The sequence below is a fragment of the Microcoleus sp. N3A4 genome (assembly GCF_036701805.1).
Taxonomy (GTDB): domain Bacteria; phylum Cyanobacteriota; class Cyanobacteriia; order Cyanobacteriales; family Microcoleaceae; genus Microcoleus.
The window spans coordinates 1-13,611 of sequence record NZ_JAUBRJ010000019.1 but is presented as its reverse complement, the minus strand read 5'-3'; the positions used below and the strand labels follow the sequence as shown (position 1 = coordinate 13,611).

General features: G+C 46.6%; 17 protein-coding genes and 1 tRNA gene. 12 read left to right on the top strand and 6 right to left on the bottom strand.

Annotation, left to right across the window (positions count from 1 at the left end; translation table 11 throughout):
- Nucleotides 1-349: 349 nt before the first annotated feature.
- Complete coding sequence (locus tag QUA56_RS13465) at nucleotides 350-493, bottom strand: hypothetical protein (RefSeq protein ID WP_333358304.1); 144 nt, start codon at nucleotides 491-493, stop codon at nucleotides 350-352.
- Here QUA56_RS13465 and QUA56_RS13460 point away from each other — a divergent pair.
- Nucleotides 478-831, top strand: coding sequence for a transposase (locus QUA56_RS13460; RefSeq protein WP_333358466.1), 354 nt, complete (start codon nucleotides 478-480; stop codon nucleotides 829-831). The two genes, QUA56_RS13465 and QUA56_RS13460, sit on opposite strands and share 16 nt — an antisense overlap.
- A gap of 23 nt (nucleotides 832-854) precedes the next feature.
- On the opposite strand, the gene QUA56_RS13455 is transcribed toward QUA56_RS13460, so the two are convergent.
- The 3 genes from QUA56_RS13455 to QUA56_RS13445 all read right to left on the bottom strand — a co-directional run bounded on the left by QUA56_RS13455 (nucleotide 855) and on the right by QUA56_RS13445 (nucleotide 1,933).
- A tRNA-Pro gene (locus tag QUA56_RS13455) sits at nucleotides 855-928 on the bottom strand.
- 188 nt (nucleotides 929-1,116) lie between these two features.
- Nucleotides 1,117-1,332, bottom strand: coding sequence for a hypothetical protein (locus QUA56_RS13450; RefSeq protein ID WP_333358302.1), 216 nt, complete (start codon nucleotides 1,330-1,332; stop codon nucleotides 1,117-1,119).
- Between the two features lie 49 nt (nucleotides 1,333-1,381).
- Entirely contained in the window at nucleotides 1,382-1,933 is a 552-nt protein-coding gene (locus tag QUA56_RS13445; protein ID WP_333358301.1) for a GNAT family N-acetyltransferase, read from the bottom strand.
- A 621-nt stretch (nucleotides 1,934-2,554) separates the two neighbouring features.
- On the opposite strand from QUA56_RS13445, the gene QUA56_RS13440 reads away from it, so the two are divergent.
- From QUA56_RS13440 to QUA56_RS13390, 11 genes are all read left to right on the top strand, one after another.
- Nucleotides 2,555-2,725, top strand: coding sequence for a hypothetical protein (locus QUA56_RS13440; protein ID WP_333358299.1), 171 nt, complete (start codon nucleotides 2,555-2,557; stop codon nucleotides 2,723-2,725).
- A 12-nt stretch (nucleotides 2,726-2,737) separates the two neighbouring features.
- On the top strand, nucleotides 2,738-2,956 hold the full coding sequence (locus QUA56_RS13435; protein ID WP_333358296.1) for a hypothetical protein: 219 nt from the start codon (nucleotides 2,738-2,740) through the stop codon (nucleotides 2,954-2,956).
- Complete coding sequence (locus tag QUA56_RS13430) at nucleotides 2,943-3,431, top strand: RNA-guided endonuclease TnpB family protein (protein ID WP_333358293.1); 489 nt, start codon at nucleotides 2,943-2,945, stop codon at nucleotides 3,429-3,431. Before QUA56_RS13435 ends, QUA56_RS13430 begins: the two co-directional genes overlap by 14 nt.
- A gap of 12 nt (nucleotides 3,432-3,443) precedes the next feature.
- Nucleotides 3,444-3,611 carry a zinc ribbon domain-containing protein gene (locus tag QUA56_RS13425; RefSeq protein ID WP_333358290.1) on the top strand — a complete coding sequence of 56 codons (168 nt, stop codon included), beginning with the start codon at nucleotides 3,444-3,446 and terminating at the stop codon, nucleotides 3,609-3,611.
- Nucleotides 3,612-3,750: 139 nt separating this feature from the next.
- On the top strand, nucleotides 3,751-4,476 hold the full coding sequence (locus tag QUA56_RS13420) for a hypothetical protein (RefSeq protein WP_333358287.1): 726 nt from the start codon (nucleotides 3,751-3,753) through the stop codon (nucleotides 4,474-4,476).
- Between the two features lie 125 nt (nucleotides 4,477-4,601).
- Nucleotides 4,602-5,471 (top strand): alpha/beta hydrolase, encoded by an 870-nt coding sequence (locus QUA56_RS13415; RefSeq protein ID WP_333358284.1) that lies wholly within the window; start codon nucleotides 4,602-4,604, stop codon nucleotides 5,469-5,471.
- A 303-nt stretch (nucleotides 5,472-5,774) separates the two neighbouring features.
- Nucleotides 5,775-6,917, top strand: coding sequence for a heat-inducible transcriptional repressor HrcA (gene hrcA / locus QUA56_RS13410; protein WP_445242906.1), 1,143 nt, complete (start codon nucleotides 5,775-5,777; stop codon nucleotides 6,915-6,917).
- Nucleotides 6,918-7,562: 645 nt separating this feature from the next.
- Nucleotides 7,563-9,170, top strand: a complete 1,608-nt coding sequence (gene metG / locus QUA56_RS13405) for a methionine--tRNA ligase (protein ID WP_333358279.1) — start codon at nucleotides 7,563-7,565, stop codon at nucleotides 9,168-9,170.
- Between the two features lie 90 nt (nucleotides 9,171-9,260).
- Nucleotides 9,261-9,866 (top strand): LabA-like NYN domain-containing protein, encoded by a 606-nt coding sequence (locus QUA56_RS13400; RefSeq protein WP_006631885.1) that lies wholly within the window; start codon nucleotides 9,261-9,263, stop codon nucleotides 9,864-9,866.
- Between the two features lie 183 nt (nucleotides 9,867-10,049).
- Nucleotides 10,050-11,246, top strand: coding sequence for an LPS export ABC transporter periplasmic protein LptC (gene lptC, locus QUA56_RS13395; RefSeq protein WP_333358276.1), 1,197 nt, complete (start codon nucleotides 10,050-10,052; stop codon nucleotides 11,244-11,246).
- A 199-nt stretch (nucleotides 11,247-11,445) separates the two neighbouring features.
- Complete coding sequence (locus tag QUA56_RS13390) at nucleotides 11,446-12,033, top strand: Uma2 family endonuclease (RefSeq protein ID WP_333358273.1); 588 nt, start codon at nucleotides 11,446-11,448, stop codon at nucleotides 12,031-12,033.
- A gap of 41 nt (nucleotides 12,034-12,074) precedes the next feature.
- Here QUA56_RS13390 and QUA56_RS13385 read toward each other — a convergent pair whose 3' ends face one another.
- The gene (locus QUA56_RS13385) at nucleotides 12,075-12,683 is read right to left on the bottom strand and encodes a Uma2 family endonuclease (protein WP_333358270.1); all 609 of its coding nucleotides are present in this window, start codon (nucleotides 12,681-12,683) and stop codon (nucleotides 12,075-12,077) included.
- An 18-nt stretch (nucleotides 12,684-12,701) separates the two neighbouring features.
- Nucleotides 12,702-13,310, bottom strand: a complete 609-nt coding sequence (locus tag QUA56_RS13380) for a Uma2 family endonuclease (RefSeq protein ID WP_333358267.1) — start codon at nucleotides 13,308-13,310, stop codon at nucleotides 12,702-12,704.
- Nucleotides 13,311-13,611: the final 301 nt, after the last annotated feature.

The window sequence follows — 13,611 nt, the reverse complement described above, 5'->3', positions numbered from 1 at the left end:
AGATTTTTAACGAGTTTAAGTTGTTTTAGCCGTTGAGATTGCTTAGCTTGAGCCTCTAACTTTCTAGACAGTTTCTAGCTTAACAGGTTGGTTCACAATCTTATTAGCGCTAATCATTAGCTCTAATAATTAGCGCTAATACAGAGAGGTAAGCTATCTCCCAGGAGAGTTTAAGGTAGATTCTGGTTAGTAGAGCGATATTTGCGTTTACTCACAAGGCCTCAGTTCAAAAACGTAAAAAATTACCCTAAACACCAAAAAAAATAGAGCAAATCAGTTTGCTCTACTCTGTCTAGCTATTTTGCTGTTTGAAATCTCGGCTCTTCATTATATAACCCATTTGGGATCTCTAAGAGACTGGACGATCGCGGGATACTAGATGCGATCGCCACCTGACGATCGAATTAATTGTTAATACTTTAGTTGCTCGCAGAAGATTTAAATGAGGTAAAATGCCATACTCAAGTAGTTTAACAGATAAAGAGCGGTTCATTATCGAACCTCTACTACCCGTTCAAAAGAAAACGCTTACCGCCAATTTGGAGCAAAAGACAGATATTGGCTGGAATATTTTATCAACTCAAAAATGGTTGTAATTGGGGTGATTTACCAAAAACTTTCCTCCTTATTTTAGAGTTTATTGGCATTATAAACCAGTGGCGAAAAGAAGGGGTAATAGAGGAAATAAGGTCGAAATTGCACAGTCAGGTGCGCGAACAAGTCAAAAAACACCTTAACGCAAAAAATGGCGCATTCAGACGATCTGCAAAAAATGCCTCAATTAGTTTTCATTTTGGCCGAATGTCAACATCAGAGGCAGGTTGTGCTTGAATCTATTATTTAATAATGTGCGATCGGGATGACAGGATTTGAACCTGCGACATCCTGCTCCCAAAGCAGGCGCGCTACCAAGCTGCGCTACATCCCGGTGTGATAGTTAGCTACCCTTTAACAATTAACTCACAAAACCGCCCGCTTGTCAAGCTTTTTTAAATATTTAGCTCTCAATGCAGCTAAGGCGAAGTTTTTTTCAGGTTGTGCGGTTTGACCCTGCCCAAAAACGGATACCGTGCCACGTACTCCTGTCGTGGAGAGATCAAAATTTTGCACCCTAGTTCAAGCTCCCAGATTCATCTGTGGAGTAAATCTCAAATTGTTCGACTGAGCGCGACTCGATCGATCGCCCAACGTCTCCCCAAAGTCTAACGCCGAAGTCTCAAATCTTAAATCGACTGACAATACTTGCACAGCTTCATAACTGCCCTGCTCTCGGGATACGTCCAAGCGCAACTGACAGCAGCGCACAGGTGCAGTCGGTGTTGAAAGCGTCAATATTTTATTGTATTTCCTCAACAAATCAACGCCGACCTGCACCTCTGGTCTAATCTGGATACCAAAACATACCTTTAATCCCCTCCGGATCGGACATAAAGCCCAAATTGCGGTAAAAATCCACCACTTGAGGGTCAGCAAATAAGGTAATGTTGCTGATATCTTCACTGCGGAGTTTTTTAATGATGTATTTCATCAGCGCCTTGCCCATGCCTTTGCCCTGGTAATCAGGATGAACTACCACATCCCAAAGCGTGGCATTAAAAGCATGGTCTGAAGTCGCTCTGGCGAAACCCACCAGCCGTCGCTGGCTGCCCCGCATCTCCCACATAGAGACGACTAGGAAGCTGTGCTGAATAGCTTTTTTGACTTTACGCAGGGGACGGCGGGACCAACCCACTGCATTACAAAGTTCTTCGAGTTCGTAGAGGTCAATGTCCCGATCGCAACTGAAAAAGATGCGAGCGTTGCCGCTGGCGGGTTTGCGAAACGTTGGGGAAAGCGGATCGGCTAACCCAACAGCCACATCTTCCTCAAATTCCACTGTTTGGGGTACAGAGGCAGACTCAGAACTACTAAATAAGTTTTTCCAAAAACCCATGCAGGCGCGGTTAAGGTAGTAGAAGTTGGACGACGAGAAAGAGAACCCGACAGATAAACCCCCACTCCGATCGGCGTGGGATGAATTGCCGGTAGCCTCTTGAGGAACAGTTTACGGTACACTCATCTTACGCCGAAAACAGGGATTTGTCGTCCAACATTGAGTCTGCGCTTTTTTGATTCTCGTCAAGTTTCGTAGAACTGTTCTGCTAGCCAGTGCCAGGACAACCCGCTCTTAAGGTAAAATTGGTTGCCGAACCAGGACAGAGGCATTTTTGGAATTGCTTCTGTTGAGTGCCGCCGATCGCGCCGGAACTTATACGCTGGGTGGGAAATACACTGGAATAGCACAACCGTGAAATTCTCGTGATAGCTTCCCAGACAGATTTGACCGCTGGTTTGAGTTCGGAAGCGGGCACAATTTAAGTCGAATCCTCAAATTGAAAATCTGATTGCCATCAGGCATGGGAGAGCAAGACTCGCATAGCCAAATACTTCGCTAAACTTGTCTCAACCCATTCGTTGCCACAAGTTATGTGTGGAAAGTCTCACTCGGCAATCTGAATTAATTGGAGTATCCTACTATGTTTGCCCTGTAAGCGATCGCTCAAATTGAATAACAGTGAAGCTAACTCGATCGCTAAACACGCAGGATTTAGACGGTTTGCATTCAACATGGCACGCTTGCCTTCGGACTCTGATGTACGGTGAGGGCAAGCTTTCGGACTCGAAAGTGATTAATGAAATCAAGAAAGTTTTGACCGATCGCGTCAAGAAACAACCCGATTTGTAAAGGATGAATCAATTGTCTAGCAGGATGTATCAAAACGCCTTGATTGACCTAAAAGATGCGTTTAATAAGTATCGTTCCGGAAAATCAGGTCATCCGACTTTTCCCAGTCGCCGAGACGGTCAATCGTTTACGCTAGATTCATCACACGGAAAGGTTGTGCTTGATGAGGTCAACACAATTAAAATTCCTAAACAGGGGACGTTTCTACTTCACGAACATGAAGGACTGTAGTTTTGTTTCTCAGACTTTTACTGTCTCAAAAGCAGGTAGTCTTTGGTTTGTTTCGCTCGGCATTGATGCGGAACATTTACCAGTCCGGCAATCCAAAGAATCGGTAGGTATTGATGTGGGAATCAAAACCTTTGCCACATTGTCTGACAATCAAGTTTTTGATGCCCCCAAACCATTAAAACAAGCCGAAACAAAGCTGGCTAGGTTACAGCGGAAGGCATCTAAACAGGTGAGGGGTTCCAATAACAAATCCAAAACTTACGCTCAGATTAGTCGCCTTCACGCACGAATCTCTTGCGTTTGTAAAGATTTTTGGCAACAGTTGACAGCTTATTTAGCTAAAACGTTCAAGCTGCTTAAAATTAAACACTTGAACGTGAAGGGTATGATGGCTAATCATAAACTCGCAGGCGCAATAGCAGACCCGGGATTTTATGAATTCAAACGTCAAATTGAGTATAAGTGCCAGATGTAGGGGGCGACAAAAGTGCTAATAAATCAATGGTTTCCTAGCTCCTTGACTTCCTCAAACTGCGGTAACAAGCAAGATATGCCACTTAATGCCAGGACTTATGATTGTTCATCCTGCAGTATGTCGATGGAGCGCGAACTCAATGCCAGTATCAATATTTTGAATTGGGAACCCTTGGCTTGAGGGGGATAGCCTACTTATCTTGGGATAGCCGACTACCCAACAGCGTAGGAAGTGAACGTCAACTAGCTTTGACGCTTGTTTGAGTAAGCTTTACGAAGCAGTCAATATCTAGTTTATCTCCCGCACCTTCTCCTCAATTATGGCTTCGGGTTTAAAACCATCTACACTAGAACTTCTCAAGCGCTTTAACAGAGCGTTTCCGCAGTTTTACGAGCAATTTGTCAGCAGCGAAATCCAACTGCAAAACCTCAAATTAGCTTACCAACTTTATAGAACTCGGCAAGCAGTCATCGAAATCCGAGCCGAAGGTAACAAAAGTGCCCTGCATTTTGCTTACCGGAACCAGTCTTTTCTACTGAGCGATATTTTTGGAGTGCTGGCGGCTTACGGACTGACAATTCACAGTCTGAGTCTGTACGGTCAAATTTACCCGCCGATGCTGGTATTTATCAAATTGGTAGTATCTCGCGGTGGCAAGGTACTGGCAGATAAAACAGCAGAAAACGTCTGTAGGGCGGTTCGAGAGGCCTTGGCGGGGCATTTTGAGGTTGAAGAGATGTTGGCGGTGGAATTTAATTTAGACGCGGGTTTGGAGGATGTGGCAACTGAATTCTACGTCGATCCGGTTTTCCACTTGCCAGCTCTGCTGATTGAAGCAGATAACCAGCCGGGACTTTTTTACAAAGTTATGTATGCCATCTGGCAAGAGGATTTGTTGGTGGTAAATGCTAATTTGCTGGTTTGGCGGGGGCGAACTCGCCTGATTCTCTACTTGTTGGGGCCCAATGAAAGTTTAATCCCCGAGTATCTGGGGCAGAAAATCGCTGAGGGAGTGCGACAAAGATTGCTGGGGGAGCGATTTTAAGGATAGCGCTTACCCTCAGAAACTCGGTTTTTGGTCAAGACCTCACTCCTGACAAAGTTAAACCAAGCCGATCGCCAGATCGAACTGCTGATACCTCTGTGTTGATTTCGGGATAAGATAAAATTATGGCAACCATCGACATCCTAGGGGTTCGGCACGCTTACGATTTGACGGCTCCGACTGCTACTTCCCCGGTTCTGGTATTTGTCCACGGCTGGCTGTTAAGCCGCTGCTACTGGCAACCTTTGACCGATCGCTTGGCACCAAACTATCAGTGCCTGACCTACGATTTGCGCGGGTTTGGCGATTCTCAATCTGACAGCGGCGGCGATCGCCGGCGTTGCGAACCGCTAAATTCCTGCTACACTCCCGCAGCTTACGCTCGCGATTTGGAAATTTTACTCAAAAAACTCGATATATCTTGTGCTTGGCTGGTGGGACACTCTCTGGGCGGTACGATCGCTCTTTGGGGAGCCAGTCAATTGTCCGATCGCATTAAAGGTGTCGTTTGCATCAATGCAGGCGGTGGCATCTATCTTAAGGAAGAATTCGAGCGGTTTCGATCGGTCGGCAAGCAGCTAGTGAAAATGCGTCCGCGCTGGCTGTCTCACTTGCCGTTAGCAGATTTCGTGTTTGCCCGCGATGCTGTGGCCAGCTCGATCGGCCGCTCCTGGGGACGGCAGCGCTTAAAAGATTTCGTGGCGGCTCATCCAGAGGCAGCTTTGGGGGCTTTGTTGGACTCCACCACAGAAGCGGAGATTCACCTCTTGCCGCAAATTGTGTCTCGACTCAAGCAGCCTGTTTATTTTATTGCCGGCACTAAAGACAAAATTATGGAACCAAAATACGTGCTGCATTTGGCTAGCTTTCACTGGATGTTCCAAGGTTGCGGCGAGAATGTCCTTCAGCTTCCCGATTGCGGGCATTTGGCAATGGTGGAACAGGCGGATGCAGTGGCTAGTTACCTGCAAAATATTCTGCAAGAACACACTTAAAGGGCATTGGGCAAAGCGAAGCCGAGCAATGGGGTATTTGGCAGAGATCCGGTTCGGGGAAGCGAAGCTACCCAAATTGAAAGTTACAAGTTAAAAGTTAAAACATTTTTCCCCGTTCATTCGCTCAACATCGATCCGTTAAATCAGTTGCACAATCCGTAAAATCCCGTACAGAATCCTTTGCTGAACTCACCGAAGCCTAAATCTGTTATGTTAATTTATAGATAACTCTGCCCGATCGCCATTAAGGACAGAGCTTCTGACTCGATAGTGGCAAATTGTCTAAATACTAATTCTGCTTAAATATCTGTGCGCGTTAACCTCACCGATCGGCAACAACACATCCTTTGGGCAACGGTTCGCCACTACATAGCTACAGCGGAACCCGTTGGCTCAAAAGCTTTGGCTGATGAATTCAACCTCAGCGTCAGCCCAGCTACAATTCGCAATGCGATGGGGACTCTTGAAAAAGCTGGACTGCTTTATCAGCCCCACACTTCGGCCGGACGAATCCCCTCTGACTCCGGCTACCGGATTTATGTAGACCAGTTGATTCAGCCGTCTGATACGCTGGCCCGCAAGGTGGAACAGGTACTAGACCAGCTCAATTGGTCGGACGGTCGCATGGACGCGGCACTCCGCGGCGCTGCTCAAATCCTGGCAACTATCAGCGGTTACATTGCCATGATCACCATACCGCAAACCAATATGGCTTGCTTGCGCCACTTGCAACTGGTGCAGCTAGAGCCGGGAAAGGTGATGCTGATCGTGGTGACGGATGCCTACGAAACTCAGTCGGTTTTGGTGCAGTTGCCGAGGGACGCAGAAGGTAACACGCCTGATGTCGAAATCGTCGATCGCGAATTGCAGATTTTGTCAAATTTTTTGAACGCCAAGTTGCGGGGACGATCGCTCTCGGAACTCTCGACGGTAGACTGGAGCGAGTTAGACCGGGACTTTGAACTGTACGCTGAGTGGATGGGAACCATGCTGACTGCTTTGAGCAGCCGCCAAAGAAATCCAACCTACACGCGGATTCTGATCGGCGGTTTGGCAGAAGCGCTGCGCTTGCCTGAGTTTTCGCAGTTGCAGCAAGTTCAAACCCTGGTGCAATTGCTCGAACAAGAGCAGGAACTGCTTTGGCCTTTGATTTTTGAATCGCCTGAGTTGGAGACGCCAGGGAAGCGGGTAACGGTACGTATTGGCTCGGAAAATTCCTTGGAACCAATTCGCGGCTGTACTCTGATTTCTTCGACTTACCGCCGGGGATCGGTGCCGGTGGGTAGTGTAGGGGTTTTGGGGCCGACGCGGATGGTTTACGAAAATGCGATCGCGGTGGTGGAAGCTGCGGCGGATTATTTGTCAGAAGCTATTGGCGGAAATCGAGTTAGTTTTCCTGATGGCGAGCGAGGGCGATCGGATAATCCCTTGTTAGATGCACCCTAATTTGATAGCCCCAAGCTTAACTGGCTTGGGGTTTTATTGTCTGTCCCGAACGCACTGCCAACCTTTTTAAACCGGGTTTTGTAACAAAAAACCTACGCTTTCATGCTCTTTTTGGGGCAAGAAACTAAAGCGATCGCGCTTCACGAGAGATTTTCGTCAAAAACCCGGTTTCTGCGCCCAGGATCGGTTCGGAAACTGGCAGGAGTTGCGGACGATCGACATGGACGGCGATCGGGGGAAAGAGATAGCGCTGGCGATCGATCGCGCATTCACAGAAAGTGGTCGCGGAGCGCCAGTCGAACGGCGGGTTTAGCGGCCCAACGGAGGAGTTTTGATGCAAACCAGGTGGGCCTCACCGGCTCTAGGGATCGCGGCTGCACAAAATGAATTGAGGACGCGGGAGCGACGATCGGGGGGCTCCCGAAGGCAGCAGAATGTCAAAATATTAAGACATTTTAGAGAGTTCGTCAAAAATATCTAAAAAAGATTAGTGTTGATATGAAAGCGATATTTCTTTTGGGAATAGCCCGGGTTAGACAATTGCACATAACTTGCAGTAAATTTGGCTTGATTGCTACTTCATAAAAAAGTTAACCGCTGAGTTAAGATCGAAACAAAATTTAGGGAATTTTATTTTAGCATTCAATGAAATCGACTGATAAAACTAAGAATACCTTTGCGATAACAACGCCTCTGTATTATGTAAACGATTTACCTCACGTTGGCAGCGCTTACACGACTATGGCTGCAGATGCCCTAGCCCGATTTGAGCGGCTGCGGGGCAAATCAGTTTTGCTGGTTACGGGGACGGACGAACACGGGCAGAAAATTCAGCGCACAGCCGAGAGTTTGGGACGATCGCCCCAAGCTCACTGCGATTTAGTGGTACCGGGGTTTGAGGCGCTTTGGGAGCAACTCAATATCCAGTACGATCGCTTCATCCGCACAACTTCGCGGCGCCACGAGTATATTGTCAAAGAATTTTTCCAGCGCGTCTGGAACTCCGGCGACATCTACTTGAACCAGCAACAAGGCTGGTACTGCGTCTCCTGCGAAGAGTTCAAAGATGAACGGGATTTGTTGCCGGGGAATCGGTGTTCCGTCCACACCAGCAAAGAAGTTGAGTGGCGGGACGAAGAAAACTACTTTTTCCGCCTGTCGCGGTATCAAGAGCAACTTCTCGCTTTGTACGCGGAACGTCCCGACTTCATGGCGCCGGAAAGCAGGCGCAACGAAGTGCTCAGCTTTGTCAACTCAGGACTGCAAGACTTTTCGATTTCTAGAGTGAATCTGGAATGGGGTCTGCCGGTGCCGGTTGACCCCAGTCACACCATTTACGTCTGGTTTGATGCTTTGCTGGGATACGTCACAGCCTTGCTAGATCCCGACAGCGACCCGACGTTAGAGAATGCTTTATCTAAATGGTGGCCGATAGACCTCCACTTGATCGGCAAAGATATTCTGCGCTTCCACGCAGTTTACTGGCCGGCAATGCTGATGTCAGCGGATCTGCCGATGCCGGGCCGCGTTTTCGCTCATGGGTTTTTGACCAAAGACGGCAAAAAAATGGGGAAAACGGAGGGCAATACTTTAAACCCAGTCGAATTGGTCAAGAAATACGGCGCTGATGCAGTGCGTTACTATTTCCTCAAAGAAATTGAGTTCGGAGAGGACGGCGATTTTAACGAAACTCGGTTTATCAATATATTGAATGCTGAACTAGCAAATGATTTGGGAAATTTGCTTAACCGCACCCTAAACATGGCTCGGAAATATTGCGGTGGCTGCGTGCCAAATGTTTTGGGAGAAAACTTGGACGGCGACAACCTTCTCAAGGGTATGAGCCTGGATTTGGGCGATCGAGTAGCGGGTTTTTACGAAGAGTTGGCTTTTAGCAAGGCTTGCGAAGCCGTGCTTGCATTAGTTCGAGCCGGCAACAAGTTTATTGACGTGCAAGCACCTTGGAGTTTGTACAAGCAGGGACAACTCGAAAGTGTCGAACAAGTGCTATATTCTGTTCTGGAATCTGTTAGACTAGCATCTTACCTTTTATCCCCCATTATTCCCAATATCAGCAACGCTATCTATCAACAGCTAGGTTTTTCAATTGACTTTAACGATCGGGTTACAGTTAACAGTTTAGCGATTTTTGCAGATCATGCTGCCTGGGGCGCTTTGCCTGCCAACCAAACTCTGGGAGAACCCCAACCTGTTTTTAAGCGGATCGAACTGCTGGAAACAGTAAATTCATAGTTGGCAGCCAGCGCTCGGGGTGCTATGACAGACTACGAATTAGCACTTATTTCCTTACCAATCTTTCATAAAAATTGAGGCATAACAATCATGTTGAATAGAATAGAAAGCAATGACCTTTTTACGCCGGAACAGGTTCTCGAAAATCGGGGTCGAGTAGCAATTTTTATTGACGGGTCTAACCTTTTTTATGCGGCTTTGCAGTTAGGAATTGAGATTGATTACACTAAGCTGCTGTGCCGTTTAACTGCGGGTTCGCGACTGCTGCGCTCTTTTTTCTACACTGGTGTCGATCGCACTAACGAGAAACAGCAGGGATTTTTGCTGTGGATGCGCCGCAACGGCTACCGCGTGATTTCTAAGGATTTGGTGCAGTTGCCGGACGGTTCTAAAAAGGCGAATTTGGATGTAGAAATTGCTGTGGATATGATGGCTTTGGTCGGTTCTTACGATACGGCGGTTCTGGTCAGCGGTGACGGCGATTTGGCTTATGCTGTAGATGCTGTGAGCTATCGCGGCGTGCGGGTTGAGGTGGTGAGTTTGCGATCGATGACAAGTGACAGTTTGATTAATGTAGCCGATCGCTATATCGATTTGGAAATGATTAAGGACGACATCCAAAAAACATCGCGCCCTAATTATGCTTACCGCCCTTTGTCGGGTCTGAGCTTGATGGAGGAACACGACGACAGATAGGGATTTGGTAATCGGTAATGGGTGATTGTTAATGGGTGATTGTTAATGGGTTGAATCATTGAAAATTAGAAGTTAAAAATTTAGACAAAGCATGACACATTTTTAATTTTTGATTAAGTGTTTTTCAATACCGAATTATCTATTACCAATTTCGCATTTCCCATTCCCAATTACCAATTGCCAATGATTAACCTCAAATCTCAAATTCCTAATATCAAATCCCCAAAATTAGTGCTGCTATTTTTACCAGCACTGATTTTGGGGATTGGTGCTTGTGCGGCTACGCAAGAGACTCAAAAAAACAAATTAGCTGAGGATATCAAAACTGCTCAACAGTCAAACAGCACTTTAATTTTGAACAAAGTAACTCTAGAACAAGCAAACGAAAAGGGCGAGACGTTCTGGAAAGTAAACTCGCAAAATGCAGTTTACAGCAAAGACCAAAAAATAGTTAACGTTCAGAAACCTGTGGGCAAATTGTTTCAAGACGGCAAAGAAATTTACGACATTCAGGGAGAAACTGGGCAGGTATTTCAGGAAGGAAATCAGGTTTTTCTGAAAGGTAACATAGTCGCTACTGACCTGAAAAATGGAGTGGTATTGCGCGGAAATGAGTTGGAGTGGCGGCCGAAAGAAGATGTTCTAGTTGTCCGCAACAATTTGACAGGAGAGAACAAACAGGTGACGGCTTCAGCGAAGGAAGCGCGGGTTTTCAGTAGGGCTAAGAGGATGGAGTTATTCGGATCTGTGGTGGCGAATGTTAAAGATCCGGTTTTGCAATTGCGAACCGAGCACTTAGTCTGGTTGCTGGATCGACAAAAGGTAAACAGCGACAAACCGACTCAAATTGACAGATACAAAGATAAAACAGTAACAGACAGGGGTTTTGCCGACCAAGTAGATGTAGACTTAAAAACCAAGATTGCGACGCTGACGAAAAACGCTCAGTTGATGCCATCAGACCCGCCGCTGCAAATAGAAAGCAGTTTGATGAGTTGGAATTTTCCGGCGCAATATGTGATATCGCCCGGGCCTGTAAAGGTTTTGCACCGGGTGGAAAAGGTGACGATGACTGGGGATACGGGGCGGGGAGATTTAGAGAAAAAAATCTTTTATTTGACGGGAAATGTGGTAGGAATTGGGGAAAAACGTCAAGCTCAATTAAATACCGATCGAGTAACTTGGTATTTAACTAATCAGACTTTCGACGCGGAAGGAAATGTGGTATACCGGCAACTAAATCCGGTGTTTAATTTGACTGGGCCGAGGGCGGCGGGAGAGTTGAAAAATCAAACTGTGATTGTCAAAGGCGACGGTGGCGGCGGTCAAGTGGTTACGGAATTTGTACCGGATGAGAATAAGGCTACTTTGAGAAAGTAAATAGGTTTTCCCGTATCTAAATTGTATTTTTCGGGCGGGCGGGACGCCCACCCCACAATAATTTGAGCAAACTTGACTTTACAATTTAGATGGGCCTTAGCTTCGGATTGCAAAAATTCGGTTTTTGGATTTTTTACCGCTGATGTGGGTAGATGAACGCAGATATAATGAAGATTAGATTGAGTAAGGAGCGGTTGGGATGACAGCAACTTTAGAAAAGTTAGAAAAGCTCGATGAACCTATCTTAATTGACGAAATGAGCTGGAGAGAGTTTAAGGCTGTTGAACAGTTGCTCTCACGTCCGGGGGTGAGGCTGTCGTTTTTAGATGGGGTATTAGAGATTAGACGTATGCCGGGAAGAAAGCATGAAACTGCGAAACAGCGGATTTCAACGCTGGTGGATTTGTATTTGGAATCCGCAGGAATTGATTTTACTCCAACGGGCTCGGTGACTCTGGAAAGTGAAACTGGAAGGGTGAAGCGAGAAGCGGATTTGTCTTACGAATTGGGAGCTAACCGAGAATTTCCTGATTTGGCGGTGGAAGTGGTGGTGACTAGCGGCGGTATTAACAAACTGGAAGCTTACAAACGCCTAGAAATTCCTGAAGTTTGGTTTTGGGAAAATGGTAGGCTGCGTTTGTATTCGTTGGGGGAAGATGGATATGCAGAGGTCGATCGCTCCCAACTTCTGCCAGATTTAGATATTGTACTATTGGCGCGGTGTGTTAGTATTGAAAATCACCTTCAGGCAATGCGCGAATTTAGACAAGCGATTCAAAGTTCTTAGAGGCTTGTTTTGAAAAACGACAAATCACAATCAAAAGCTATTCACCGCCACACTCGCCTCAAATTCAGCACAAATCCGGGCAGTACGTCTTCGCCCGATAACTCTACAGGATCGAGCAATATTTCCACTTCTGCCTGCTGTCTGTAAATCTCTACCCGCCGATTTTGCGGGTCAATCAACCAACCCAATCTAGCACCATTTTCCCTATATTCTCGCATCTTCTCTTGGAGGGTTGAGAGAGAATCCGAGGCCGAGCGCAACTCTACTAGAAAGTCGGGACAAAGGGGAACAAAGCCTTTTCTTTCTTTTGCAGTTAATGCTTCCCAACGAGTGCGACTCACCCAGGAAGCGTCGGGAGAACGGTGAGCACCGTTGGGAAGGATGAATCCGGTAGAAGAGTCAAAACCTTCTCCTAAATCCTCGTGTACTTCGCACCAGTTGCCGAGTTGTGCGCTGATGCTGAGGTTGCGGCTGCCTGATTCTCCTCCTGTGGGTGGATTCACAATTAATTCTCCTTCTGCGGTTCTCTCTAATCTCAAGTCGGGATTTGCCAATGCTAGGGCCTCGAATTGCTCGCTACTGACAAGAAGCGCGATCGCATTTGGCAATTCTAGAGATATTGTTTCTGGTTGACTAAAGGTTTGTACCATAGGAATTTCGCTGGAAATTTAACGCCAAACTCGCCTTAAATTTAACACAAATCCCGGCAATACATCTTCGCCGGACAACTCGGCTGGATTGATTAATATTTCTACTTCTGCTTGTTGTCTATAAATTTCTACCCGTTGGTTTTGCGGGTCAATTAACCAGCCCAATCTCGCGCCGTTGTCCATATATTCCCGCATCTTTGTTTGGAGGGTGGAGAGACTGTCAGATGCCGATCGCAATTCTACTACAAAGTCGGGACACAGGGGAACGAAGCCTTTTCGCTGTTTTGGTGTCAAGGCTTCGAGGCGTTCTCGACTCACCCAGGAAGCGTCGGGAGAACGGTTAGCACCGTTAGGAAGGATGAATCCTCCCGAAGAGTCAAAACCCGATCCTAAATCCTCGTTGTCATCGCACCAGCGAGCAAGTTGCCCGGTAATGTTGAAATTCCTTTCGCTGGATTCTCCTCCTGTGGGTGGATTCACTATTAATTCTCCTTCTGCGGTTCTCTCTAATCTCAAGTCGGGATTTGTCAATGCTAGGGCCTCGAATTGCTCGCCGGTGACAAGCAGGGCGATCGCATTTGGCAATTCTATAGATATGGTTTCTGGTTGAGTAATTGTTTGTACCATATTTAATTACAGGTTTTTTTATGTAGAAACTGGCAACAATAAAAGAGTTAAATACGGTATTGTGTATGGTGCGTCGCTGCGAGATTTTCAAGCTGATTCGCAGATTATCGATAGCGACGCACCTTACGGTATCTCTCTTAGAGGGCTGGTTTACGAGATTGTGGTTTTTAGGCAATTATTGTCGGTGAAACCCGCCCCTAGAAATTTTTGACAATCGTGCAATATATAGCCTTTCTCAGGTAGATGAGGTATGAGTATTAATTGGTAATCGGAGTTGATGGCGGTGCTTACCTCACTTATA

Excerpts from the sequence above, each read along its gene's own strand:
- QUA56_RS13465 (WP_333358304.1), bottom strand. The coding sequence starts at position 493 with ATGAACCGCTCTTTATCTGTTAAACTACTTGAGTATGGCATTTTACCT.
- lptC (WP_333358276.1), top strand. The coding sequence starts at position 10,050 with ATGATTAACCTCAAATCTCAAATTCCTAATATCAAATCCCCAAAATTA.
- metG (WP_333358279.1), top strand. The coding sequence starts at position 7,563 with ATGAAATCGACTGATAAAACTAAGAATACCTTTGCGATAACAACGCCT.
- QUA56_RS13415 (WP_333358284.1), top strand. The coding sequence starts at position 4,602 with ATGGCAACCATCGACATCCTAGGGGTTCGGCACGCTTACGATTTGACG.
- QUA56_RS13400 (WP_006631885.1), top strand. The coding sequence starts at position 9,261 with ATGTTGAATAGAATAGAAAGCAATGACCTTTTTACGCCGGAACAGGTT.
- QUA56_RS13430 (WP_333358293.1), top strand. The coding sequence starts at position 2,943 with ATGAAGGACTGTAGTTTTGTTTCTCAGACTTTTACTGTCTCAAAAGCA.
- QUA56_RS13390 (WP_333358273.1), top strand. The coding sequence starts at position 11,446 with ATGACAGCAACTTTAGAAAAGTTAGAAAAGCTCGATGAACCTATCTTA.
- QUA56_RS13385 (WP_333358270.1), bottom strand. The coding sequence starts at position 12,683 with ATGGTACAAACCTTTAGTCAACCAGAAACAATATCTCTAGAATTGCCA.
- QUA56_RS13445 (WP_333358301.1), bottom strand. The coding sequence starts at position 1,933 with ATGGGTTTTTGGAAAAACTTATTTAGTAGTTCTGAGTCTGCCTCTGTA.
- QUA56_RS13380 (WP_333358267.1), bottom strand. The coding sequence starts at position 13,310 with ATGGTACAAACAATTACTCAACCAGAAACCATATCTATAGAATTGCCA.
- QUA56_RS13420 (WP_333358287.1), top strand. The coding sequence starts at position 3,751 with ATGGCTTCGGGTTTAAAACCATCTACACTAGAACTTCTCAAGCGCTTT.